Origin of the sequence: Nocardiopsis sp. LDBS0036, assembly GCF_041228755.1 — a bacterium.
Taxonomy (GTDB): domain Bacteria; phylum Actinomycetota; class Actinomycetes; order Streptosporangiales; family Streptosporangiaceae; genus Nocardiopsis; species Nocardiopsis dassonvillei.
On sequence record NZ_CP141103.1, the window covers coordinates 4,377,821 to 4,398,454 of the forward strand.

Below are 20,634 nucleotides of genomic sequence, written 5' to 3' on the forward strand. Positions count from 1 at the left end.
GAATCCCTCCTGCGACTGCGAAATCTCAGAAGAGGTGTCTCCAAGTATGTCCGATTACCCCCGTGACCTGTCCGGGTTGAGCGGCCCGGAGCTGGTCCGTCTGCTGCTGGACGCGACCAACCCCCCGCCCACCACTGACATCGAGCGCGCGGAGTTCTTCGACTTCAAGGCCCGGGTGTTCGCCACCCTGGCCGATCGGGAGGAGAACCCCACCGCCGCGACCTTCGCCGCCCGTGCTCGTGCTGACCGTGACCGGCTCCTGGCCCAGATCGAGAACGAGAACGGCGGTGGCCAGCGATGATGCGCCAACCCAAGGTGGGGGCCGCTCAGTCCTCCCCGACCCTGCCGACCCCGGCGCAGGGGGTGCGGTGGACGACCCCGATCGTGGAAACCCCCGGGATCGTCGTGCTGGCCTCCTGGATCTGGCGGCTGGTCCGCTTCCTTGTCACCCTGCCGTTCCGGTTCCCCGTCATGGTCGCCTGCCTGGCCGCCTCGGCGGGGGCCTGGTGGTGGTTCGACTGGATCGGCCTCACCTCACTGTGGGGCGCGGCTGCGGTGGTGGCCCTCATCTGGTGGCGGACCTGGCCGGACTCCTACCGCGCCTGCGTCGCCCTGCGTGTGCTGGCGTGGTGGCGGCACCTGTTCGTGTACCGGCGGCACTGGCAGCCGGTGTTGGTGATCTCGGGTCTGGCCGAGTCCTACCAGGAACGCCGCTACCTCCCGCGTATCCGCCGGGTTCGGTGCAACTCCTGGGCCGACTACGTCCGGGTGTCTCTGGTCGCTGGAACCTCTCCGGCCGACTTCGAGCACCGTGTGGCCGAGTTGGCGCACGGGTTCGCCGCACCCTCCTGCCGCGTGGTGGTCAACGGTCCCCGGGACATTACGTTGGAGTTCCCCCGCCACGACACCTTGGCCGAACCCCTCGACGCCTTCCCGATGACCCACCACGTAGACCTCAACGCCCTTCCCGTGGGACGACGCGAGGACGGTTCCCCGTGGCTGCTGCGCCTGCACGGAACCCACGTGCTCGTGGTCGGGGTGACCGGGGCCGGCAAGGGATCGGTGATCTGGTCCACCATCCGCGCCATGCTCCCCGCCCTGGCCAACGGCACCGCGCAGGTGTGGGCGATCGACCCCAAGCGCATGGAGCTGGCCTACGGCCGCGACCTGTTCACCCGCTACGCGGATACCGGCGAATCCGCGGTGGCACTGCTCGAAAAGGCAGTAGCGCAGATGCAGGAGCGCGCCGAACGCTACGCGGGCAAACAGCGCTCCCACGTGGCCACGGTCGATGACCCGTTCGTGGTGGTGCTGCTCGATGAGGTGGCGTTCCTGACCGCCTACCACCCGGATCGGGACGTGCGCCGTCGCGCGGAGAACGCGATCGCCACGTTGACCTCGCAGGGGCGTTCGGTCGGCTTCGCGGTCCTGGCGGCGTTGCAGGACCCGCGCAAGGAGGTCATGAACCTGCGCAACCTCTTCCCGGACAAGGTCGCCCTGCGCCTGGACGAGGCGTCCCAGGTGGACATGGTCCTTGGCGAGGGAGCACGCGAACGCGGGGCGGAAGCCCACCTGATCGACCCTGCCTTGCCGGGGGTGGCCTACGTCCGCCTGGAAGGCTTCCCGGCCCCGGTGCGAGTGCGGGCCGCCTACGTCTCGGACGAGGACATCACCGCCATGGCCGAGGGCTACGGCGTGGGTTCTTGGAAGGCCGAGTGATGAGCAAGGTATTCGCGTCGGGCCTCGATGTAGACACGCCTTTCCTGAACCACTCGGACTGTGCTGACTATGGCCCAGAGCGCCGCTATGACCAGGGCACCCGGCCGTCCGACCATGTACAGAGCGTGGACGCCCAGGAAGACCAGGATGATATTCGCGGCAAGGAGAACTGCCCACACGGTGAGAGGCCACTTGCGTGGTGGTTGGGGTTCCATGCGGTGGGGGCCTTCCGCTCTGTGGTTGTGGGGGTGGGCTGATGCCGACGCCTACCGGTAAGACAACCCGGGCCGAACGCCTCGCGCAACCGCTGGCCCGTGAGGTGGCCGAACAGGTCGCCGCCGACCACGGGGTGTGCATCCGCCCGGTGTCCCTTCGACGCACGAACCTCGCCACCGGTGCCACCGAGGTCATCGACGTGCCGTGCGGGTCCACCCTGGAATCCCGGTGCCCGGCCTGCGCCAAGAGGAAGCGCAGCCTTCGCCGCTCCCAGTGTGAAGAGGGCTGGCACCTGGCCACTGAACCCGTGGTGGAACCCGACCCGCCCACCGAACAGCAACGGGCCTGGGTGGAACAGCGTGCGATGGTCACCGCCGAACGGGACCGCCTCGCCGCCACGGGATCAGCCTCGGCCGAGGAACTGTCCGCGCTGGATGCGGCGATCGCGGACCTGGACGAGGAGATCACCGCCTCCGGGCTACGCGGTTCGGTCACCCGCTCCGCTTCGTCCTCGTCGGGGTCGCGTCGGGTGCGCTCGACCAAACGCCGTCAGGACGTGCCCGACCTGCCCAAGCGACCCATGACGAGGAAGACGGTCGGGCGGGCCTTCACCGATCCTGCCTCGGGGAAGGTGTTCCGTCCGTCGCTGTTCATCACGCTGACGTTGGATTCCTACGGGCGGGTGCGCTCGGACGGAACCCCGGTCGATCCCTCGACGTATGACTACCGGCGTGCGGCTCGGGACACGCTCCACTTCTCCAAGCTGGTGGATCGGTTCGTGCAGAACCTTCGCCGCGTGGCGGGGTTCGATGTGCAGTACTTCGCGGCCGTGGAGCCCCAACGCCGCCTGGCCCCGCATCTGCACATGGCCACACGCGGCACCATCCCTCGGGCGGAGCTGCGCCAGATCGCCGCCGCGACCTACCACCAGGTGTGGTGGCCTGCCGCCGACCGCGTCGTCTTCGAGGGTGACCACCTGCCGGTGTGGGACGAGGACAACGACACCTACCTCGACCCGACCACCGGGGAAGTCCTGCCCACGTGGGATGAGGCGCTGGATGAGCTGGACGCCGACCCGGACGCCGAACCCTTCCACGTGGTGCGGTTCGGGAAACAGGTGGACGCCAAAGGGGTCGTAGCTGGCTCGGAGGACGCCGCCCGGTGTGTGCGCTACCTGGCCAAGTACCTGACCAAGGACATCGCCGACTGCCACCAGGTGGAGACCACCCGACAGGAACAGCACGTGGACCGGCTCCTCGACGCCCTGCGCTTCGAGCCGTGCTCGCCCCGGTGCTCCAACTGGCTGCGCTACGGCATCCAACCGGACGAGGCCAAGGCCGGACAGCGCCCCGGGTTCTGCCGGTCCAAAGCTCATCGCCGCGAACACCTGGGCTACGCGGGCCGCCGCGTCCTGGTCTCGCGCAAGTGGTCGGGAAAGACCCTGGCCGACCACAAGGCGGACCGACTCGCCTGGGTCCTCAACGCCCTCGGAATTAACGGCGTTAATAGCGACCCCGCCAACGAGGGCCAGGCGGACGAGGACAACCCGCGTCCCCCGGTGCTGGCCTCGGTCGCCTCGGGCTCCTTCGAGTGGGAGTTGGCCCGTCCCACCGACCCCGACGTGGCCCCTCGGGAGCAACGCCTTCTCCGCGCGGTGGGCGAAGCACTCAAACGCCGCGCGCAGCTCGACGCGGCACGGCGGAACGATCTTTCGGCAATCCACGGAAGCAGGACGGCATGAGTGCGACGACGGCGATCCCGGCCGTTCCGGAACAGCGTCGGGACCACGGCCTGTGGTCGGTGAAGGACACGGCCTCCTTCCTGCGCGTTCCGCCCAAGACGCTCTACGAGTGGCGCTACAGGGGCGACGGTCCGCCCTCCCACCGCGTCGGCCGGTACGTGCGCTACGTGCCCGCCGAGGTCCACGCCTGGGTCCTGGCCCAGTAACCCACGGAAAGGAGACACCCCCATGGCTCGCGCGTGGGTCTACGACCGCACCAAGGACAGGGCGTATACGGAGGCGGTGAGCAAGGCCAAGGCGTCCAAGCGCACTCCGCCCGGCCGGTGGTGGGTCCGCTACTACGACCCCTCCGGGAGGATCAAGAGCGGCGGCGTCTTCCAGAAGAAGCCGGACGCGGAGAAGAAGCGGACCGAGATCGAGAACAGCCTTCACGAGGGCTCCTACCGCAACCCCCACGACGCCAAGGTCACCGTGGCGGAGATGGCGGAGAAGTGGCTCATCACCCGCACGGACATCAAACGGTCCACGTGGTGGCAGTACCGGGCGGTCCTGGACAACCACGTGTTGCCGCGCTGGGGGGACCTGCGCCTCTCGGCAGTCCACGCCGAGGACGTGGCCGTGTGGGTGGCCCGTCTCCAGAAGCCCCGGGACGAGGGCGGTGGCAACCTGGGGGCCTCCCAGACCCGGCACGCGCACGTCGTGCTGTCCATGGTCCTGGGCTGGTGCGTCCCCCGGCGCATCCCCTTCAACCCGGCCAAGGGCGTACCGCTGCCCAAGCCCAGCGAGGCCGAACACGTCTACCTCGACCACGCCCAGGTGGAGGCGCTGGCCGACGCCTCCCTGACGCTGCGCACCAAGTACGGGCAGGAACTCGCCTCGGCCAGGGTGAGCCGGGCGCTCGTCCTGCTCCTGGCCTACACCGGCATGCGGTGGAGTGAGGCCGCCGCACTGCGCGTGGGACGGGTGGACCTGGACCGGCGGCGGGTCCGGGTGGTCGTGACCTTCGCCGAGGTGGACGGCAGGCTCGTCGAACAGCCTCCGAAGAACGGCAGGTTCCGGACCGTGCCGGTTCCCCGGTCCCTCGTCCCCGAACTGCGGCCCTTCGTGGAGGGACGTCCGGTTGACGCGCTGGTCTTCACCACCAGGCGGGACGCTCCGCTGCGCATCCGGAACTGGCGCAACCGTGAGTTCGCCCTGGCGGTGAGGGCGGCCGGGCTCGACGGCATGGGGCTGACCCCCCACAAGCTCCGGCACACCGCCGCGTCGCTCGCCATCGCGGCCGGTGCGGACGTCAAGGTCGTGCAGGCCATGCTCGGCCACAAGACGGCGACCATGACCCTGGACCGGTACGGGCACCTGTTCCCCGACCGCCTGGACGAGGTGGCCGACGCGATGGACGCCGCCCGTCGGCGGGTCCTCGCCGCCTGACCGGTGAACGGCGAAGGCCGGTGGCTCCCCGGGCCGTGTGCGATGAATGTGCTACGGGCCCGGACCACCGGCCTTCGCCGTGTTCCGTGGAAGCCTCCCACCTGGGGAAACTCCCTCGTTCTGCGGAGGGTGTGGGATTTGAACCCACGAAGTCCCGTCAAGGACTTGGTGCTTTTCAAGAGCACTGCACTCGGCCGCTATGCGAACCCTCCCCGCGGAGAGCGAATCTCCGCCACGTCATGGTAGCCCACACCCCTCCGCCCGCGCGGCCCGCCCGGGAACACGTTTGCGTCCACCGACATCCGTGGGGTGGCGCCTATAGGTTACCCGGCAGTAACATGAGCGCCATGGCACACATGAACCCCGAGACGGCGGAAGCGGTCAAGGCCGGTTTCCTGGCCGCGGTCCCCTTCGTCCGGACCCTCGGCCTGACCTTCACCGAGCTGGACCACGGGCGCGCCGTCATGCGCCTGCCCGACAACGCGGACCACCACAACCACGTCGGCGGCCCCCACGCGGGCGCCATGTTCACCCTGGCCGAGTCCGCCTCCGGCGCCATCATCATCGGCACCTTCGGCGACCAGCTCGACCGCGCCGTACCCCTGCCGACCACCTCCACGATCGACTTCCTCAAGGTCGCGACGGGCGACCTGACCGCCGAGGCCGTCCTGGGCCGTCCGCGCGAGGAGATCATCGCCGAGCTGGACGAGGGCAGGCGCCCCGAGTTCCCCATCGACGTCGAGCTGCGCACCGAGGACGGCACCGTCACCGGTCGCATGAGCATCACCTGGACCCTGCGCCCCAACCGCAAGTAGAGCCACTGGAGACACAACCGTCACGTTCCCGGCCGGGCCCGCTCGCGTTCGGTGCCCGGCCGGAACCCTCGGCGCTGTCGGCCCCGCCCCGTCCCCGGCCCCTGCCCCCCGCGGGCCGCGCCCGGTCAGCGCTTCGCGACGCCTTCTCCCAGGTCGGGCCGTGCCCACGGTCGCGTTCGAAGGGGGGCGAATGTCGTCACCGCTGGGTACGTTGTCGGCAACGACAGCGCTACGAGGAGGCCTCACCGTGAAACTTCGAGTGGACCGCGACGCGTTCGCCGAGGCGGTCGCCTGGACGGCCCGGGCCCTCCCCACACGGCCCGCCGTCCCGGTGCTCTCGGGGATCCGCATGGAGCTCTCCCCGGACGGCGCCTCCCTGCACCTGTCGGGGTTCGACTACGAGGTCTCCACCCGCGCCTCGGTGGACGTCCTCTCCGAGGAGCCCGGCGCCGCCCTCGTCCCCGGCCGCCTCCTGGCCGAGATCGTGCGCAACCTGCCGTCCGGCTCCGTGCACATCGACAGCGACGGCCCCAAGCTGCGCATCGTCGGCGGCGCCGCGCGCTTCACCCTCATCACCATGCCGCTGGAGGACTACCCCACCCTGCCCGGCATGCCCGGACGCATCGGCTCCGTCGCCGCGGACGCCTTCGCGGCGGCCGTGCGCCAGGTGGCCCCGGCGGCCAGCCGCGACGACACCCTGCCCATGCTCACCGGCGTCTACCTCGACTTCAGCGGCGACACCCTGAGCCTGGTCGCCACCGACCGCTACCGCATCGCCGTGCGCGAACTGTGGTGGAGCCCCGAGGACCAGGGCCTGGACGCGGCCGCCCTGGTGCCCGCGCGCACGCTGAGCGACACCGTGCGCGGTCTGCTCACCAAGTCCAACGTGGACATCGCCCTGTCCACGGCCAGCGGAGGCGAGGGCGTCAGCCTCTCCCCGGGCGAGGGCATGATCGGCTTCGAGAACGGCGAGCGCCGCACCACCACCCGGCTGATCGACAGCGAGTTCGTCAAGTACGCCGCCTGGTTCCCCAAGGAGTTCTCCGCGCGCGCCGAGGTGGCCGTCACGCCCCTGGCGGAGGCGGTCAAGCGCGTGGCGCTGGTCGCCGACCGCAACACCCCGCTGCGGCTGGCCTTCTCCGAGGGCGAGGTCGTGCTGGAGGCGGGGTCGGGAGAGGACGCCCAGGCCGTGGAGGCGATCGAGGTCGGCTACGAGGGTGAGCCCCTGCGGTTGGCCTTCCGTCCCGACTACCTCATGGACGGGCTGGCGGGTGTGGAGACCGACACCGCCTACCTCAACTTCACCGAGCCGACCAAACCCGCCGTGTTCACCGACGTGCCGGCCAAGGAGGGGGAGAACCCCTCCTTCCGTTACCTGGTTCAGCCTTTGCGGGTGTCCTGATAAGAGGTTATGGACCCATTCTCAACCGGGCCGCCACCTTATCCACAGAGTTATCCACAGGAGGCCGTTCTTCCTGTGGATAACCCCGGGTAATCGTCCCCGGGAACACCAGAACCGCCCCGGTTGAACTCTCGCATTTCCCCTCTGACATGCGAGAACAACAATCGGGGCGGTTCTGTGCACAGCCTGTGGACAACTTCGCGGAGGGGGCCTACTCGCTCTCGTTCAGCGCGGACGAACCACCGCTCCCCACCGGCGTGTCCAGCCCCAGTTCGGCCTGGCGCCCCCGCCGGTAGCCCGCCCGGTACCCCGCGGCGCTGTGCGTGCGCTCGGGCCGGTGCTTGCGCAGCTGCGGGAACTGCTTCTGGAACTCCTCGCTCACCCGGTGCACGTCGTTGAGCAGCACCAGCTCCGCGCCGCGGGAGGCGTCCACGCTCTCCCCAGACCCGCCCGAGCCGCCCGGCGAGGCCATCTCCTGCAACCGCGCGCGGAACTCGCGGATGCGCTCGGCCACCGCCTGCCCGTAGGCGCGCACGAACGACCGGTAGTAGCGCTTGCGCTCGGTCTCCAGCTCCGAGCGCGTGTAGTTGCGCAGCTCCCGGATGTCGGCCACGTGCGACGAACTCATGAACTTCGCCGAGGCCTCCATCTGCATGGAGATCGACGGCAGCAGCATACGCAGCGCGTCCAGCGCGCTCACCGTGCCCACGAGGATCATGACGCGTTCGGTGTTCTCGGAGTTGTTGCCCCGTACCGCGGACTGGCAGCCGTAGGCCGCGGAGATGTCGGCCAGTGCGCGCACCCGTGCCTTGCCGTGGCCCCCCACCCCCGAGACGGTGTAGTCCATGCGGCTGATCGCGTCCGGCGCCTCGCCCCTCTCGGCGCGGGCCTCGGCCTCCGCGATCGCGTGGCGGGTCATCAGCTCGGCGGCCTTGGCGGTGAACGCCTGGCTCTCGGCATCAGTAACCGCGGGGTCCTCCGCCATGCGGAGGAGCCCGCGGACCCGCTCGACCATCTTCTGACGAGCAGATTCAGTCATCGGCGCCCGGTTGTCTCCCCTAGGTGAGTATCTGCCTTCCACCATCGGCGGAAGATACCGAGCCTAGGCGTTCTTGTTGCCGACCACCATCGCGATGAGGCCAACGGTGATCCAGATCGCCGCCGCGACGAACAACCCGCCGAACAGACCGCCGATGATCGAGCCGGTGAAGATGCTGACGAGGGCGTACCCCGCGCCGCCGATTCCGGCGGGCACGGCCGCGTACCGGAACGGGTAGGTGGCGGCGTAGCGCCTGCCCCGGCGGTCGGCCTTGCGGCTCATCACGCCGCCCACACCGCCGATCAGTGAGAAGAAGACCACCGCCGCGGTCAGACCGGAGGCGATCGCGCCCAGGCCCGAGCCCAGGTTGAGGAGGAAGAAGAGGGCACCGCCGGCGGCACCCCCCAGCACCGAGGTGGTCCAGGGCCAGATCATCGTCGCCGAGGCGACGGGAGTGAATGCGTTACCGCGCTCCAGCGTCATGTCCACTGCTCCAGTCGAATAGCGTGACGACCGCTCTGCGCCGGGCCGTCCCCTCCAGCATGCGGGGCCGGAGCCCGGAGCGCATCAGGGATCCGCCCCTGACATTCCCCCGAGACCGCCCTCCGGCACCCCGCCCGGACTCCCGACGGGTGCGCGGAAGGCCCCCGCGCAGGGTCCAACGCTCAACCGGTCGCGGAAGTGCCCGGACCGCCGCCGTTCTCCGAGAAGGCCGAGACCAGGTTCGCGTGCAGGTGCGGCCACGCGGCGCGGAACGGCGGCAGCAGCGGGAGCGAGTCGGCGGAGTCCACCGGCACCCAGCGCACCTCCTTGCTCTCGGAGTTGCCCGGCCGGAACGGCGTCAGCCCCGGCAGGCTCGCCATGAACGTGTCGTAACGCCACACGGTCAGGTCCTCCTCGTGGACGCCGAGGAGGCTGTACCCGTCCAGGTCGCCCTCGACCTCCTCCTCGAACTCGCGCACGGCGGCCTCCAGGGGTGTCTCGTCCCGGTTGCGGGCGCCCCCGGGGATGCCCCAGGTGCCCCCCATGTGGGTCCAGCCCGCCCGGTGCTGGAGCAGCACGTGGCCCGCTCCGGCGGCGTCGGTGGCGTACAGCAGCAGTCCGGCCGCGCCGTAGATCCCCCACCTGCGGGTTCCGTCCGGCAGGCTCACCCAGCCGTTTCCGTCGCCCTCCAGCATCACGTCCTCCAACTTCGCGCCCTCCGGGACCGCCGCTGCCGTCCGATCGGCATGCTCCCTAGCAACCTATGGCCCGACACCGGGCTCGCGCAGCCCTCCTCCCGGTGTACGTGCCCGGCGCCACAGGGAGTTCCCGGCGGAGGGCGCGCCCACCCGGGACCTCGTGGCCGTTCGAGCGTGTCGGGATCTCCGAAGGGGCGCCGGTCCCGGGGGAGCGTCCGGGACACGGATGGGGGAAGAACGCGAGAGGTACGAAAAGCTTCGCAAGGGAACGCCTGTCGCGTCCGGGGCGCGGGCCTTCCGGGGGACGGGAACAAGCTTGCCCTCCTGAGTCCGGGAATTTTCCGGATTTCGGCGATGAGGGGAACGTTTGGTTTATCCCCGTCGTTTTCCGGAAGGTTGGAGAGGAAGCGGAATCCGGCCCCGCGGAGGGCGTTCTCCCCGATCGAAGGCGCGCCCCCGGACGGCGGGCGCGTGGTGCGTGACGGCCGCCGCACACCAGGTGCACGGGCTCTGACCGTCCGCAACCGGCCAATCGCTGGCCCCGGCGGACTCCGGCGGTCCATGATGGCGCGGCCCCCGAACCGCCGCCGCCACACCGATTTCAGCGCTGAAAGAAGACTGAAAGCGGAGTGGAAGAGGATCTCTCTAGTGTGGAACACGTTCGACGCGTTCGGACCCGCGAGAGGACGGCTCGCGGGTCCGACACAGTGCGACGTTCGTTGGACACATGCCACCCGTGGTGTGCTTTGAGGCGGAACCCGCCACGGGTGGCCAGTCCGCCGGAAGGCGGGGTCCGTTGATGCTTCGTAGACGTAGGGCTACCTTGCGGCTCTACGCGAGTGCCGTGAGAAGAGGAGTCCGAGTGCCGAAGATGCTGACCGTGGACGAGGAGTTCGAGGCGATCGTCGCCGGCGACCTCCGCGAGGTGCGCGCGGACAAGATGCAGCCCTACCAGGAGCCGGACCCCTCGAAGCCGGTCCCGGCCGCGCCGCCCGTCGAGAGCGCGCCCGCCGAGAAGAAGTCCGCTGAGGAGAAGTAACTCCTTTTTCGGGTAGTCCAACGGTCACTCCGAGTACCTGCGTGGAGGGGGGTACTCGGAGCCGTTGGCATGTCCGTATTCCCTATTTCCGGCCAATGGCCCTTGCTAGGGTTGCTGATTGTGGAATTCGGCGTGCTTGGCCCCATTACCGTCTGGTCCGACGGCCGACCTGTTCCGGTCGGCGGTCCGCGCCAGCGCTGTGTGCTGGGCGCGCTGCTGGTGCACCTGGGGCGCGAAGTCACCATCGACCAACTCATCGGTTACCTCTGGAGCGACGATCCGCCCCGTACCGCCCGGTCGGTGATCCAGGTCCAGATATCCCACCTGCGCCGCAGCCTCCCCGGTACCATCGCCACCACCCCCGGCGGGTACACCCTCGACGTCGACGCTGACTCCGTCGACCTGCACCGCTTCCGCAGGCTCCGGGACCGGGCCGCCGCGGCCGAGCCCAAGACCGCGGTCGACATGCTGGAACAGGCGCTGGAGTGCTGGCGCGGAGTCCCCTTCTCCGGTGTCGGCTCCGAGTACCTGGACTACACCGTCGTCGCCCCCCTCCGGGAGGAGCGCTGGTCCTGCGTCGTGGCCTGGGCCACCCACGCGCTGGAACTGGGCAGGCACGCCGACGTGGTCTCCCGGCTGACGTCCCTGGTCAGCGAGGAGCCCTTCAGGGAGCGGCTGCACCACCTGCTCATCACGGCCCTGTGGCGCGACAACGAACGGGCCAGGGCGCTCTCCGTCTACGAGGAGTTCCGGGCCAGGCTGGCCGACGAGCTGGGTGTCGACCCCGGTCCGGAACTGGTCGCCCTGCACACCCGGATCCTCCAGGAGGACTTCTCGGAGGAGGGGCCGCAGGACCTGTCGTCCGGGGAGCCGGGAACGCGTTTCGTGGTCCGCAACGACCTCCCGCGGGACCTGCCGGACTTCACCGGACGCCAGGAGTCCCTGCGGCGGTTGGACGAGGTGGCCCGTACCGGAGACGACCGCGCCCAGGTCTGCGTCATCACGGGCAGCGGCGGCGAGGGCAAGACGACCACAGCGGTCCGCTTCGGCTATGAGGCGGCCGGGCGCTACCCCGACGGACAGCTGTTCATCGACCTGTACGGGTACACGACCGACAGGGAGCCTCTCGACGCCATGTCCGCGCTGGGCGCCCTGCTGCGCGCGGTCGGCGTCGAGCCCGAGGCCGTGCCCGAGTCCCTCGAAGAGCGCGCGGCGCTGTGGCGGGCCACCCTCATGGGGCGCAGGGTCCTGGTCATCCTCGACAACGCGTTCAGCTATGCCCAGGTCAGCCCGCTCCTCTCCTCCTCGCCGGGGTCGATGACCCTCATCACGACCCGCAACGAACTCTCCGGGCTCAGCGGCGCCCGCTTCCTCTCCCTGGGGGTGTTCGACGAGAGCTCCTCCCTGGAGCTGCTCGGACGCGTCCTGGGAGAGGACCGCGTACAGCGCGAACCGGACCAGGCCCGGGAGATCATCCGGATCTGCGGTGGCCTCCCCCTCGCCCTGCGCGTGGTGGCGGGACGGATGCTCAGCCGTCCCAGGTGGTCGTTCGCGCACGTCGCCCGCCGACTCGGTGAGCAGAACCGGAAGTTCCGCGAACTCCAGGTCGAGGGGCAGAGCGTCGAGGCCGCCATCGACCTGTCCTTCCAGAGCCTCAACCGGGACCAGAGCAGGACCTTCCTCCTGCTGGGTCTGATGATCGGCAGCACGATCGACCTCGGCGGCGCGGCCGCCCTCCTGGACATGACGGTGGAGGACGCGGACGACATACTCCAGGAGCTGGTCGGGGTGTGCCTGCTGGAGGAGCCCCAGGGGGACGTGTACCGCCTGCACGACCTCATCGGGGCCTTCTCCCGGGATCGTGCGGCCATGCTGCTGGACGCCGGGGAGATCGAGGCCGCGAAGCTCCGTCTGGCGGAGCAGTACATGGCCACGGCACAGCACGCCGCCGACCTCCTGGGTCCGCGCGCGCACGACGACGAGATCGACGTGAGCCGGGGTTACCGCACCGAACTGTCGGGGAGGGAGGACGCCGAGAACTGGTTCACCCTGCACCAGGAGAACCTCGCGGAGACGATCGAGTACTTCGCCTCGCACGGCAACGGCGAGTACGCCTGGCGTATGGCGGACGCGGTGTGGCGTTTCTACGCCCTCCACGGCCAGATGGGCCTGCTGATCAGTTCCCACCAGCGGGCACTCCAGATCAGCGACAAGCAGGGGAACCGGCGCGGGCGCGCGGTGACCCTCATCGGGCTGGGCATCGCCCACTGCCTCTCGGGGCGCTTCGACGAGTCGCTCGCCTTCCTCACCGAGGCCCGGGAACTGCTGACCGCGATCCACGACAGCAGGGGGATCATCCGGGCCCTGGCCAACCTGGGGATGGTCTACGAGCGCGTCGGCCGTCTCGCTGACGCGGCGGAGTCCATCCAGGGTGTGCTGGACTACGCGGTCCAGCTGGGCGACACCCGCCTGGAGGCGTTGCAGTGGGGCAACCTCGCCGTCCTGAAACAGACGCTCGGCGCGTACACGGAGGCTCTCCACTGTGCCCAGCAGTCCATGGAGAAGGCCGTGGGCGAGGGCCAGAAGGTGACCCGGTCCCACGCCAAACGGGTCATGGGGGAGGCCCGCACCGGGCTCGGAGAGCTGGACGCGGCCTTCGCCGACCTGAACGAGGCCCTGGAGCTGTCACACGAGCTGCGCCTGGTGGGCAACCAGGTCTACATCCACAACTCCCTGGGGCTGGCCCACCGGGCCGCGGAGCAGTGGGAGCGGGCGATCGAGTCCCACACCACGGCACTGGACCTGGCCGAGCAGCACGGGCGCCGCAGTGGTGACGCCGAGATCCGCGTCGACCTGGGGATGACCTACGCGGCCGCCGGACGCCACCGCGAGGCGCTGTCCGAGCTGGAGGGGGCCCACGCCATCGCGGTGGAGCGCGGCGAGCGCCACATGGTCGCCCGCGCCGCGCTCGCCCTCGGACGCCTGCCCGCACCGGTCATGGCCGCGGACCGGGCCCGGGGGTTCCTCGGCGAGGCCGAGGAGATCTTCACCGAGTTGGGGCTGGCCGAGGCGGAACAGGCCAGGAAGGCCCTGAAGGACCACCCGCCCGCGTCCCTCGGCTGACGGCCGAGGTCAGTCCCGGCCGACGGTTCCCCCCGCCCCGCGGCGCGGCGCCGCACCGGGTTCCGAACGGCGCCGCGGCGGCCCCAGCCAGCGCGGCCCCAGGGTTCCGCGCCGCATGGTCCACAGGCACAGCGTGGCGGGCAGGACGCGCACCGGCCGGGGAACGTAGGGGTACACCGCGCGGGTCGTCCGCACGATCCGGTCGAAGCGGCGCTGGCGCGCCGGCGACCACGGGATCGCGAACCGCTCGCGCAGGTCGGGCGGAAGCAGCCCGCCGGTGAGCAGGAGCTGGACCCGCATCAGCGGGCGCAGGGGCGCGCTCGCCGGGTGGAACAGCTGCCCGGTGATGGCGCGGGCCTCCTCGCCCACGTCCAGCAGGGCCAGGGCGCCGTCCCAGTAGGCGGCGAACTCCTCGGGGGACGCCGGCCACTTCTCCTCGGGCAGGCCCAGGGCGGTGGCGAACGCCGACGCCTCGCGCAGGTGCAGGGCGCGGTCCTCCTCGCCGAGTTCGCCGAACACCATCGCGTGCAGTCGCGAGGCGGTCTGGAACAGGGTGGCGGCCACCCACAGCAGGAGGTCGTCGTCCAGGGCCCGGTACCCGGGGCCGTTCACCTTGCGGTGCAGCGCCCGCACGATGGCGTGCAGGCGCCTCCTCTCCTCCTCGGTGCCGTAGACCGTGCCGTACACGAAGTAGAGGGTGCCGAGCAGCCGGTCGAACGGCCGGGAGGAGAAGTCGCTGTGGTCGTGCACCCCGCGGGCGACGCCGGGGTGGGCGATCTGGAGCAGGACGGCGTACCCCGCGCCGCCGAGGACGCAGGCCTCCGCGCTGATCCGTCGCAGAGGTGATCGGTCGGACGGTCTGCCCATGCCTGGGATCGTACGGCACCCGCCCGCGCGGGCGGGAGGGCCGCGCCCTCGTGGGCGTGCCCGCGGTGACGGGGCGGGCCGGGCGTGTGCGGGACCCGAAGAGGGACGGGGGAACCCGTCCACGGGATGGTTCCCACCCGTCCGCGCCGCGACGGTCACGGACGTGGACGGGGGCGCTCCGTCGGCTGGGACGCGGCTCACGGCCCCAGGGCGCGGAACATCTCCGGCCGGGTCAGCGCGTCGGTGTTGTCCGCGAACTGGTCGACCGAGCCCACCGGCGGCCGCGCGGCCAGTCCGGGGTCGGTGATCCCCGCCAGCAGGGCACGGGCGAACCGGGCCGCGTCCAGCACCGGCCAGGGGCGCTCGTGGAACGGTCGGGGCCGGGTGTCCAGGGCGGCGGCGAGGCCGGTCCGGTTCTGCCGGTCGGCCACCAGGGAGGACGCCTCGGCCAGGGCCGCGGCGTCCGCGTCCAGCGCCCGTTCCAGGAGCGGGGTCAGCTCCGCCGCCCCGGGCAGGCGGGCGAAGGCGCTTCCCAGCCACTTGGAGTAGGGCGGGTAGCGGCGCTCCAGCAGCAGCGCCAGGCGCATGAGGTCGCGGACCACCCGGGCCGCGACCACCCGCGAGCCCAGGCGGTCGCCCACCTCCGCGCAGCGGCCGACGAACGCCTCCTCCTGGGACACGCGCTGCCACTGGCAGGCCAGCACGTACCGCCACACGTCGTCCGGGTACCAGGCCAGGCGCTCCCTGGCCCGTGTGAGCGCGCCGACGCCGTCGTGGAAGACGGCTCCGCCCACCACCTCGGCCAGCCGCTGGGTGGGTGTGGCGAGCCAGTCGGCGGTCCCCGTCCCCTCCCCCGGGTCGAAGCCGAGTCGGCCCCGCAGCCATTCGCCGGATCCGCTGACCTCCACCCGGTGGCGGCCGCCGGGCGCGTCGGCGTCGGGCCGCCAGGTCTGGGGAGGGCCGCCGTTGGGGCCGAACCGGACCGGCCAGCCGCGCACCCGCTCGGGCAGGCCCTCGGCGAGCAGCGCCAGCGCGCGGTCGCGCTCATCGGGTTCGTCCACGAAGACCTGGAGCCGCGGGCCCCAGCCGTGGTCGGTGGAGCGCTCGGTGTCCAGTCCGAGGACCTCGGACCCGGCGCCGAGCAGCGCGGCGGCGTGCGCGACCGGCCCGGGCCCGCGGGCGAGCAGGGGCGCGACCGCGTCCGTGTACAGGGCCCGGGACAGTTCCAGGCCGGGGAGGAAGACCGGGGTCACGCCCGAGAGCCTAGGGTCCGACCTCCGCACGCGGCCACGCGTTTTCCGGCGCGGGGGCCCGCCGCCGCTGGACCGCGTCGGAGCGGGGGTAAGGGAAATCTATCCATCTGGTTAGGACCGCTCCAGGAGCGGGTCGAAGGGCCGATGGTCCACAACGTTTTACGACAGACCGGGGATCGCTACTGTAAGGTGTCTTTCCAGTTCGCGGCGCAAATGACCGGGGAAGTGTCGTCAGTACCAGTGCCGGAATGCGTTCGCCCGGTCGGGCCTTCGGCGCGGTGGTACGCGGTCCCCCAGCACAGCAGGGGTATTGACGTGTAGTGACAGGGTCTTTACGGTCTACCGACAACAGGTGGAAGGAAATTCCGGGGACGCCCGGAATGGCCGGGACAACGACGTCCGGTGTCCGCGGGGGAAATATCCGAGCCCCCACGGACGCACTCCACTTCCTGGGCCGGAAACGGTCCGGGTCACCCCGCTACGAATCCCCCGCACCGCGCCGCGAGGCCGGACGGGATCGTGACCCGAAGAGAAGGGCCCCGTTCAATGAAGACCCGCAGAAGGATCCGCTCCGCCTCAGCCGTCGCCGCGGCCACCGCTCTGATCTTCACCCTCATGCCCGCCAGCGCGGCCAGCGCGCACGGCTACGTATCGGCGCCCATGAGCCGCCAGGCGCAGTGCGCCGCGGGCATGGTCGAGTGCGGCGGCATCCAGTGGGAGCCGCAGAGCGTGGAGGGCCCCAAGGGCCTGATGAGCTGTTCCGGCGGCAACTCCCGGTTCTCCGAGCTCGACGACGACAACCACGGCTGGCACGTCACCCAGGTCGGCACCTCGGTGAACTTCACCTGGACCCTGACCGTCACGCACGCCACCGCCAACTGGGAGTACTTCATCGGCGGACACCGCGTCGCCAACTTCGACGACGGCGGGGCGCGGCCGAACTCGACCGTCCAGCACAACGTGGACCTGTCCGGCTACAACGGCCGCCACACGATCCTGGCCCGCTGGAACGTCGCCGACACCGGCAACGCCTTCTACGCCTGCGTGGACGTGAACATCCGCTAGCGACCCGACGCCTCCCCGGCCCGGCCCCCCGCACCCGGGCCGGGGTCGCGGCGTTCCCGGCCCGCAAGGCCCCCTGCCCGCCCCCGGGCACGACGAAGGCCGGTCCCGTAGGACCGGCCTTCGTGCTGGTCGGGGTGGGCCCTGCCCCACCTCCGGAACGGGGCACACCCGTAGTGCTCCGCCGCGGTCCGCGGCCGTAGGTTCGGGCGAGCCCGGATCACCGACGACCCGGCCGGAGACGAGGAGACCCGAGTGACCGCGTCCGACCCCTCTGCCCGACACCGTCCGCGCGGACCGCGACGGTGGGCGATCACGGCACTGACCGCCGTCCTCGTCACCGTCGGCGCGGCCGCCCTCGCTCCGCGCCCCTACGAGCTCGGCGCGGAGTCCGACGGGGACACGGAGCTGGTCGAGCGCGTGCGCGGGGGGATCGCCGACACCACGGGGTACCACGGCCTGTCGGTCGCGCTGGTGGAGACGGACGGGGACGGGGGGCTCCACGTGCGCACGGCGGGGCTGGGCAGCACCGGGGCCGACGGGGAACCGGTGGGGGAACACACCCGGTTCGGCTCCGCGTCGGTCGCCAAGGTGCTGCCCGGCATGCTGCTCGCCGACATGGTGGACCGCGGTGAACTCGCTCCGCACGCCCGGGTCGGCGATCTCCTGGAAGACGTCGACTTCGCCGATCCCGTACTCGCCGGCGTCACGGTGGAGGAGCTGGCTACGCACACCGCGGGCCTCTCCAGGGAGGAGACCAGCCTGCTCCAGACGTTGTGGCAGTTCGCGGCCAAACGCCACCCGGATCCGCCCGGGTCGGTCGAGGAGTTCCTGCGGACCGTGGCGGAGGACGTGCGGGTCGATCCCGCGATGCGAGGCGGCAACCACTACTCCAACACCGGGATCGACCTGCTCGGGCACGCCCTGGCGGCGCACGCCGGGACCAGTTACGCCCAGCTCGTCCAAGAACGGATCCTCGACCCGTTGGGGATGGAGGACAGCGCGATCCGGACCACCGGTGACGGTGCCCCCTTCCAGGTGCACAACGCCGATCTCGGGCGCCCCCTCGTCCCGGAGGGCTCGGAGGCCTCCGGCCCGTCGGGAGGGCTGGTCACGACCGCGGGCGACCTCGGCCTGCTCCTGGCGTCGGTGATGGAGGGCACCGCCCCGGGGGCCGCGGCCGTGCGTCCCGTGGCGCCGGGGGACGTCGAGCGCCGCGAACAGGGCCTCGGCTGGTACGTGGAGACGCTGGGAGGGGTGCCGATCACCGGCCACGGCGGCAACGCCACGACCAACGGCCACACGGCGTGGATCGGTTACACCGGTGACCGGGGAGCCGTGGTCCTGTCCAACACGCACCGGTTCAGCGAGGACATCGGCATCCGCCTGCTCGGTGTCGACGAACCGAGCCCCGACAACGCGGCGGGCGAGAGGATCTACGCGACCGCGACGGTCCTGCTCGCTCTCACCCCCGGTCTCCTCGCCCTGGGGTTCGCCTCACGGCGGCGCCCCGGCCGCTGGTGGCGCCGTCCCACCGACCGCCTGGGGCTGGTGTCCCACTGGGCCGGCGGCGCCACGGCGCTCACGTACGCGTTCCTCGCCGGGTTCTGGCATCTGGTGACCCCGTGGGCGTGGGTCGCGGGTCTGCTCCTCCTGGCCGCCGCCGTCCTGGTGGGGGCGTACCGGTGGCCGCGACTCCCGACCGCGAGGGGCGCCCGGCCGTGGGTGCGGTGGTCGCTGACGGCTCCCGTCGCCGCGGGGAGCGCGGTCATCCTCGTCCTGCTGGCCTCGGTCTAGCGGAGGCGGGGCGGCGGTCGGTCCGGTCGGGTCGGGGCCACGGGGACCGCAGGAACGAAGGCGCCCAGCGCGTGAACCCGGGCTCCCGCTTCTGACGCAACGGTGACGCACGGAAGCCGACAGGCCGAGGGTTCCGGCCCTGTGCGCTGGGGGAGCGGACCGTAGGGGGGAGCACTGGACCCGGGAAAACGAAGAACGGGTGCCCACCTGTGTGGACACCCGTTCCTTTGTCGGGGTGGCGGGATTTGAACCCACGACCTCTTCGTCCCGAACGAAGCGCGCTGCCAAGCTGCGCTACACCCCGAAGCAACGTCCACAAGTCTAGCGGACGCCCGGGAGTGCTCGCGCACGGTTTCCGATCGGAGCGCCGAGGGGGGTCAGGAGGAGGCCACGAGGTCCAGCAGGGAGGCCTCCGGGCGGCAGCAGAACCGCACCGGGGCGTACGGGGAGGTGCCCAGGCCGCCGGACACGTGCAGCCACGCGTCCCCGTACTCGTGCAGACCCCAGGCCCGCCTGCGGTCGATCCCGCAGTTGGTGACCAGGGTCCCGTAGAACGGCAGGCACAGCTGGCCGCCGTGCGTGTGCCCGGCCAGGAGCAGCTGGTAGCCGTCGGCCGCGAACCGGTCCAGGTTGGACGGCTCCGGCGAGTGCAGCACGCCCAGACGCAGGTCCGCCGACGGGTCGGCCGGTCCGGCGACCTCCTCGTACCTGTCCAGCTTGATGTGCGAGTCGTGCACCCCGGCCAGGGCGACGTCGAGTCCGCCCGCCTTCAGCCCGCCCCTGCGGTTGTTCAGGTCCAGCCACCCGGACGCGGACATGGCCTCGCCCAGCTCGCGCCAGGGCAGGTCCGGGGTCCGGCGCTTGTTGTAGTCGTTCTTGCTGGTCCGCCACAGGTAGCGGGCCGGGTTCTTCGGCTGCGGCGAGAACAGGTCGTTGGACCCGTACACGAACGCGCCCGGCCGGTCCAGCAGGGGCCCCAGGGCCTTCGTGAACGGTCCCACCGCGTCCGGGTGCGCCAGCGAGTCGCCCGTGTTGACCACGAGGTCCGGCTCGTGGGCCTCCAGCCCCCGGATCCACTCGATGAGCATCTTCCGGTCGGGTGTCAGGTGCGCGTCGGACAGGTGCAGGATCCGCAGCCGCGGGCTGCCCGGGGGCAGCAGGGGCAGCTCGTAGCGGCGCAGCCGGAACCAGTTGCGCTCGATGACCGAGGCGTAGACCAGTCCCGCCGCTCCGACGGCGCCCGTGATCGCGGCCGCGCGCCCCACCCGGCGCAGGATTCGTCTGTTGTCGGCGCCCATCGCCCTCCTTCGTCGTCACAGAGATCGTCGCAGATCCACGGAGCACGCGTGTGCGAATCCCCCGTCGCGGGCCGCCGGGCCGGTGTGAGCCGCGTCCGCGCGGCGTCCGCGCGCGCAAACCGTTGGTGACCCCGCGGCGCCCCGCCGTAGGATCGGCTCATGTCCGAACTCAAAGCCCGTCTCAAGAACGACCTGACCACCGCCATCAAGGCGCGCGACAAGGTGCGTACCGGCACCCTGCGCATGGTCCTGGCCGCCATCTCCACCGAGGAGGCCGCCGGCAGCACCTCGCGTTCCCTCGGAGACGACGAGATCACCCGTCTGCTCACCCGGGAGGCCAAGAAGCGCCGCGAGGCCGCCGAGGCGTTCGACAAGGGCGACCGGCCCGAGCAGGCCGCGGCCGAGCGGGCCGAGAGCGAGGTCATCTCCGACTACCTGCCCAAGCAGCTCACCGACGAGGAGCTGTCGTCGCTGGTGGCCGAGGCCGTCACCGAGACCGGAGCCGAGGGCCCCCGCGCCATGGGCCAGGTCATGAAGGTCGTCAACCCCAAGATCGCCGGCCGGGCCGAGGGCGCCCGCGTGGCCGCCGAGGTCAAGCGCCAGCTCGCCGGATGACCTGACCCGGCCAGACCGGGCCCGGCCTGGTCCGACTGT

General features: G+C 71.2%; 18 protein-coding genes and 2 tRNA genes. 12 read left to right on the plus strand and 8 right to left on the minus strand.

Annotated elements, in window-relative coordinates; all coding sequences use genetic code 11:
• The first annotated feature begins 46 nt into the window (after positions 1-46).
• From UIS43_RS18530 to UIS43_RS18550, 5 genes are all read left to right on the plus strand, one after another.
• Positions 47-301 carry a hypothetical protein gene (locus tag UIS43_RS18530; protein ID WP_370011043.1) on the plus strand — a complete coding sequence of 85 codons (255 nt, stop codon included), beginning with the start codon at positions 47-49 and terminating at the stop codon, positions 299-301.
• On the plus strand, positions 298-1,719 hold the full coding sequence (locus UIS43_RS18535) for an FtsK/SpoIIIE domain-containing protein (protein WP_370011045.1): 1,422 nt from the start codon (positions 298-300) through the stop codon (positions 1,717-1,719). Before UIS43_RS18530 ends, UIS43_RS18535 begins: the two co-directional genes overlap by 4 nt.
• A gap of 256 nt (positions 1,720-1,975) precedes the next feature.
• The gene (locus tag UIS43_RS18540) at positions 1,976-3,676 is read left to right on the plus strand and encodes a replication initiator (RefSeq protein ID WP_370011047.1); all 1,701 of its coding nucleotides are present in this window, start codon (positions 1,976-1,978) and stop codon (positions 3,674-3,676) included.
• Positions 3,673-3,882 (plus strand): AlpA family transcriptional regulator, encoded by a 210-nt coding sequence (locus UIS43_RS18545; protein WP_017568422.1) that lies wholly within the window; start codon positions 3,673-3,675, stop codon positions 3,880-3,882. The genes UIS43_RS18540 and UIS43_RS18545 overlap by 4 nt, the downstream gene beginning before the upstream one ends.
• 22 nt (positions 3,883-3,904) lie before the next feature.
• A complete protein-coding gene (locus tag UIS43_RS18550) occupies positions 3,905-5,104 on the plus strand; it encodes a tyrosine-type recombinase/integrase (RefSeq protein ID WP_370011049.1) in 1,200 nt (399 codons plus the stop codon).
• Between the two features lie 123 nt (positions 5,105-5,227).
• On the opposite strand, the gene UIS43_RS18555 is transcribed toward UIS43_RS18550, so the two are convergent.
• Positions 5,228-5,316, minus strand: a tRNA-Ser gene (locus UIS43_RS18555).
• A 144-nt stretch (positions 5,317-5,460) separates the two neighbouring features.
• On the opposite strand from UIS43_RS18555, the gene UIS43_RS18560 reads away from it, so the two are divergent.
• Both UIS43_RS18560 and dnaN read left to right on the plus strand, forming a co-directional pair.
• Positions 5,461-5,919 (plus strand): hotdog fold domain-containing protein, encoded by a 459-nt coding sequence (locus tag UIS43_RS18560; RefSeq protein WP_370013264.1) that lies wholly within the window; start codon positions 5,461-5,463, stop codon positions 5,917-5,919.
• A gap of 259 nt (positions 5,920-6,178) precedes the next feature.
• Positions 6,179-7,321, plus strand: a complete 1,143-nt coding sequence (gene dnaN / locus UIS43_RS18565; RefSeq protein WP_232051733.1) for a DNA polymerase III subunit beta — start codon at positions 6,179-6,181, stop codon at positions 7,319-7,321.
• 211 nt (positions 7,322-7,532) lie between these two features.
• Here the strand turns inward: dnaN and UIS43_RS18570 are convergent, their stop codons facing one another.
• The 3 genes from UIS43_RS18570 to UIS43_RS18580 all read right to left on the minus strand — a co-directional run bounded on the left by UIS43_RS18570 (position 7,533) and on the right by UIS43_RS18580 (position 9,538).
• Entirely contained in the window at positions 7,533-8,336 is an 804-nt protein-coding gene (locus UIS43_RS18570; RefSeq protein WP_013156283.1) for a DUF2786 domain-containing protein, read from the minus strand.
• Between the two features lie 87 nt (positions 8,337-8,423).
• Positions 8,424-8,843: a hypothetical protein gene (locus tag UIS43_RS18575; protein ID WP_013156284.1), complete on the minus strand. Its 420-nt coding sequence runs from the start codon at positions 8,841-8,843 to the stop codon at positions 8,424-8,426.
• A 182-nt stretch (positions 8,844-9,025) separates the two neighbouring features.
• Positions 9,026-9,538, minus strand: a complete 513-nt coding sequence (locus UIS43_RS18580; protein WP_013156285.1) for an NUDIX hydrolase — start codon at positions 9,536-9,538, stop codon at positions 9,026-9,028.
• 865 nt (positions 9,539-10,403) lie between these two features.
• Here UIS43_RS18580 and UIS43_RS18585 point away from each other — a divergent pair.
• Together UIS43_RS18585 and UIS43_RS18590 are read left to right on the plus strand one after the other, a co-directional pair.
• Positions 10,404-10,580, plus strand: a complete 177-nt coding sequence (locus UIS43_RS18585; RefSeq protein ID WP_167539520.1) for a hypothetical protein — start codon at positions 10,404-10,406, stop codon at positions 10,578-10,580.
• Positions 10,581-10,712: 132 nt separating this feature from the next.
• Positions 10,713-13,703: a BTAD domain-containing putative transcriptional regulator gene (locus tag UIS43_RS18590; RefSeq protein WP_304598500.1), complete on the plus strand. Its 2,991-nt coding sequence runs from the start codon at positions 10,713-10,715 to the stop codon at positions 13,701-13,703.
• A 9-nt stretch (positions 13,704-13,712) separates the two neighbouring features.
• Here UIS43_RS18590 and UIS43_RS18595 read toward each other — a convergent pair whose 3' ends face one another.
• Both UIS43_RS18595 and UIS43_RS18600 read right to left on the minus strand, forming a co-directional pair.
• Entirely contained in the window at positions 13,713-14,570 is an 858-nt protein-coding gene (locus tag UIS43_RS18595; protein ID WP_071620971.1) for an oxygenase MpaB family protein, read from the minus strand.
• Positions 14,571-14,767: 197 nt separating this feature from the next.
• Positions 14,768-15,823 (minus strand): DUF4037 domain-containing protein, encoded by a 1,056-nt coding sequence (locus UIS43_RS18600; protein WP_370011055.1) that lies wholly within the window; start codon positions 15,821-15,823, stop codon positions 14,768-14,770.
• A 546-nt stretch (positions 15,824-16,369) separates the two neighbouring features.
• Here UIS43_RS18600 and UIS43_RS18605 point away from each other — a divergent pair.
• Complete coding sequence (locus UIS43_RS18605; protein WP_013156290.1) at positions 16,370-16,888, plus strand: lytic polysaccharide monooxygenase auxiliary activity family 9 protein; 519 nt, start codon at positions 16,370-16,372, stop codon at positions 16,886-16,888.
• A gap of 252 nt (positions 16,889-17,140) precedes the next feature.
• The gene (locus UIS43_RS18610; RefSeq protein ID WP_358456568.1) at positions 17,141-18,682 is read left to right on the plus strand and encodes a serine hydrolase domain-containing protein; all 1,542 of its coding nucleotides are present in this window, start codon (positions 17,141-17,143) and stop codon (positions 18,680-18,682) included.
• A gap of 230 nt (positions 18,683-18,912) precedes the next feature.
• Here the strand turns inward: UIS43_RS18610 and UIS43_RS18615 are convergent.
• Both UIS43_RS18615 and UIS43_RS18620 read right to left on the minus strand, forming a co-directional pair.
• Positions 18,913-18,986, minus strand: a tRNA-Pro gene (locus tag UIS43_RS18615).
• Between the two features lie 73 nt (positions 18,987-19,059).
• Complete coding sequence (locus tag UIS43_RS18620) at positions 19,060-19,980, minus strand: metallophosphoesterase (RefSeq protein ID WP_013156292.1); 921 nt, start codon at positions 19,978-19,980, stop codon at positions 19,060-19,062.
• A 159-nt stretch (positions 19,981-20,139) separates the two neighbouring features.
• On the opposite strand from UIS43_RS18620, the gene UIS43_RS18625 reads away from it, so the two are divergent.
• The gene (locus UIS43_RS18625) at positions 20,140-20,595 is read left to right on the plus strand and encodes a GatB/YqeY domain-containing protein (RefSeq protein ID WP_013156293.1); all 456 of its coding nucleotides are present in this window, start codon (positions 20,140-20,142) and stop codon (positions 20,593-20,595) included.
• Positions 20,596-20,634: the final 39 nt, after the last annotated feature.

Bases quoted from the DNA above. Each gene is read 5' to 3' on its own strand.
- UIS43_RS18530 (WP_370011043.1), top strand. From the start codon at position 47: ATGTCCGATTACCCCCGTGACCTGTCCGGGTTGAGCGGCCCGGAGCTG.
- UIS43_RS18535 (WP_370011045.1), top strand. From the start codon at position 298: ATGATGCGCCAACCCAAGGTGGGGGCCGCTCAGTCCTCCCCGACCCTG.
- UIS43_RS18540 (WP_370011047.1), top strand. From the start codon at position 1,976: ATGCCGACGCCTACCGGTAAGACAACCCGGGCCGAACGCCTCGCGCAA.
- UIS43_RS18545 (WP_017568422.1), top strand. From the start codon at position 3,673: ATGAGTGCGACGACGGCGATCCCGGCCGTTCCGGAACAGCGTCGGGAC.
- UIS43_RS18550 (WP_370011049.1), top strand. From the start codon at position 3,905: ATGGCTCGCGCGTGGGTCTACGACCGCACCAAGGACAGGGCGTATACG.
- UIS43_RS18560 (WP_370013264.1), top strand. From the start codon at position 5,461: ATGAACCCCGAGACGGCGGAAGCGGTCAAGGCCGGTTTCCTGGCCGCG.
- UIS43_RS18570 (WP_013156283.1), bottom strand. From the start codon at position 8,336: ATGGTCGAGCGGGTCCGCGGGCTCCTCCGCATGGCGGAGGACCCCGCG.
- UIS43_RS18575 (WP_013156284.1), bottom strand. From the start codon at position 8,843: ATGACGCTGGAGCGCGGTAACGCATTCACTCCCGTCGCCTCGGCGACG.
- UIS43_RS18580 (WP_013156285.1), bottom strand. From the start codon at position 9,538: ATGCTGGAGGGCGACGGAAACGGCTGGGTGAGCCTGCCGGACGGAACC.
- UIS43_RS18595 (WP_071620971.1), bottom strand. From the start codon at position 14,570: ATGGGCAGACCGTCCGACCGATCACCTCTGCGACGGATCAGCGCGGAG.
- UIS43_RS18605 (WP_013156290.1), top strand. From the start codon at position 16,370: ATGAAGACCCGCAGAAGGATCCGCTCCGCCTCAGCCGTCGCCGCGGCC.
- UIS43_RS18620 (WP_013156292.1), bottom strand. From the start codon at position 19,980: ATGGGCGCCGACAACAGACGAATCCTGCGCCGGGTGGGGCGCGCGGCC.
- UIS43_RS18625 (WP_013156293.1), top strand. From the start codon at position 20,140: ATGTCCGAACTCAAAGCCCGTCTCAAGAACGACCTGACCACCGCCATC.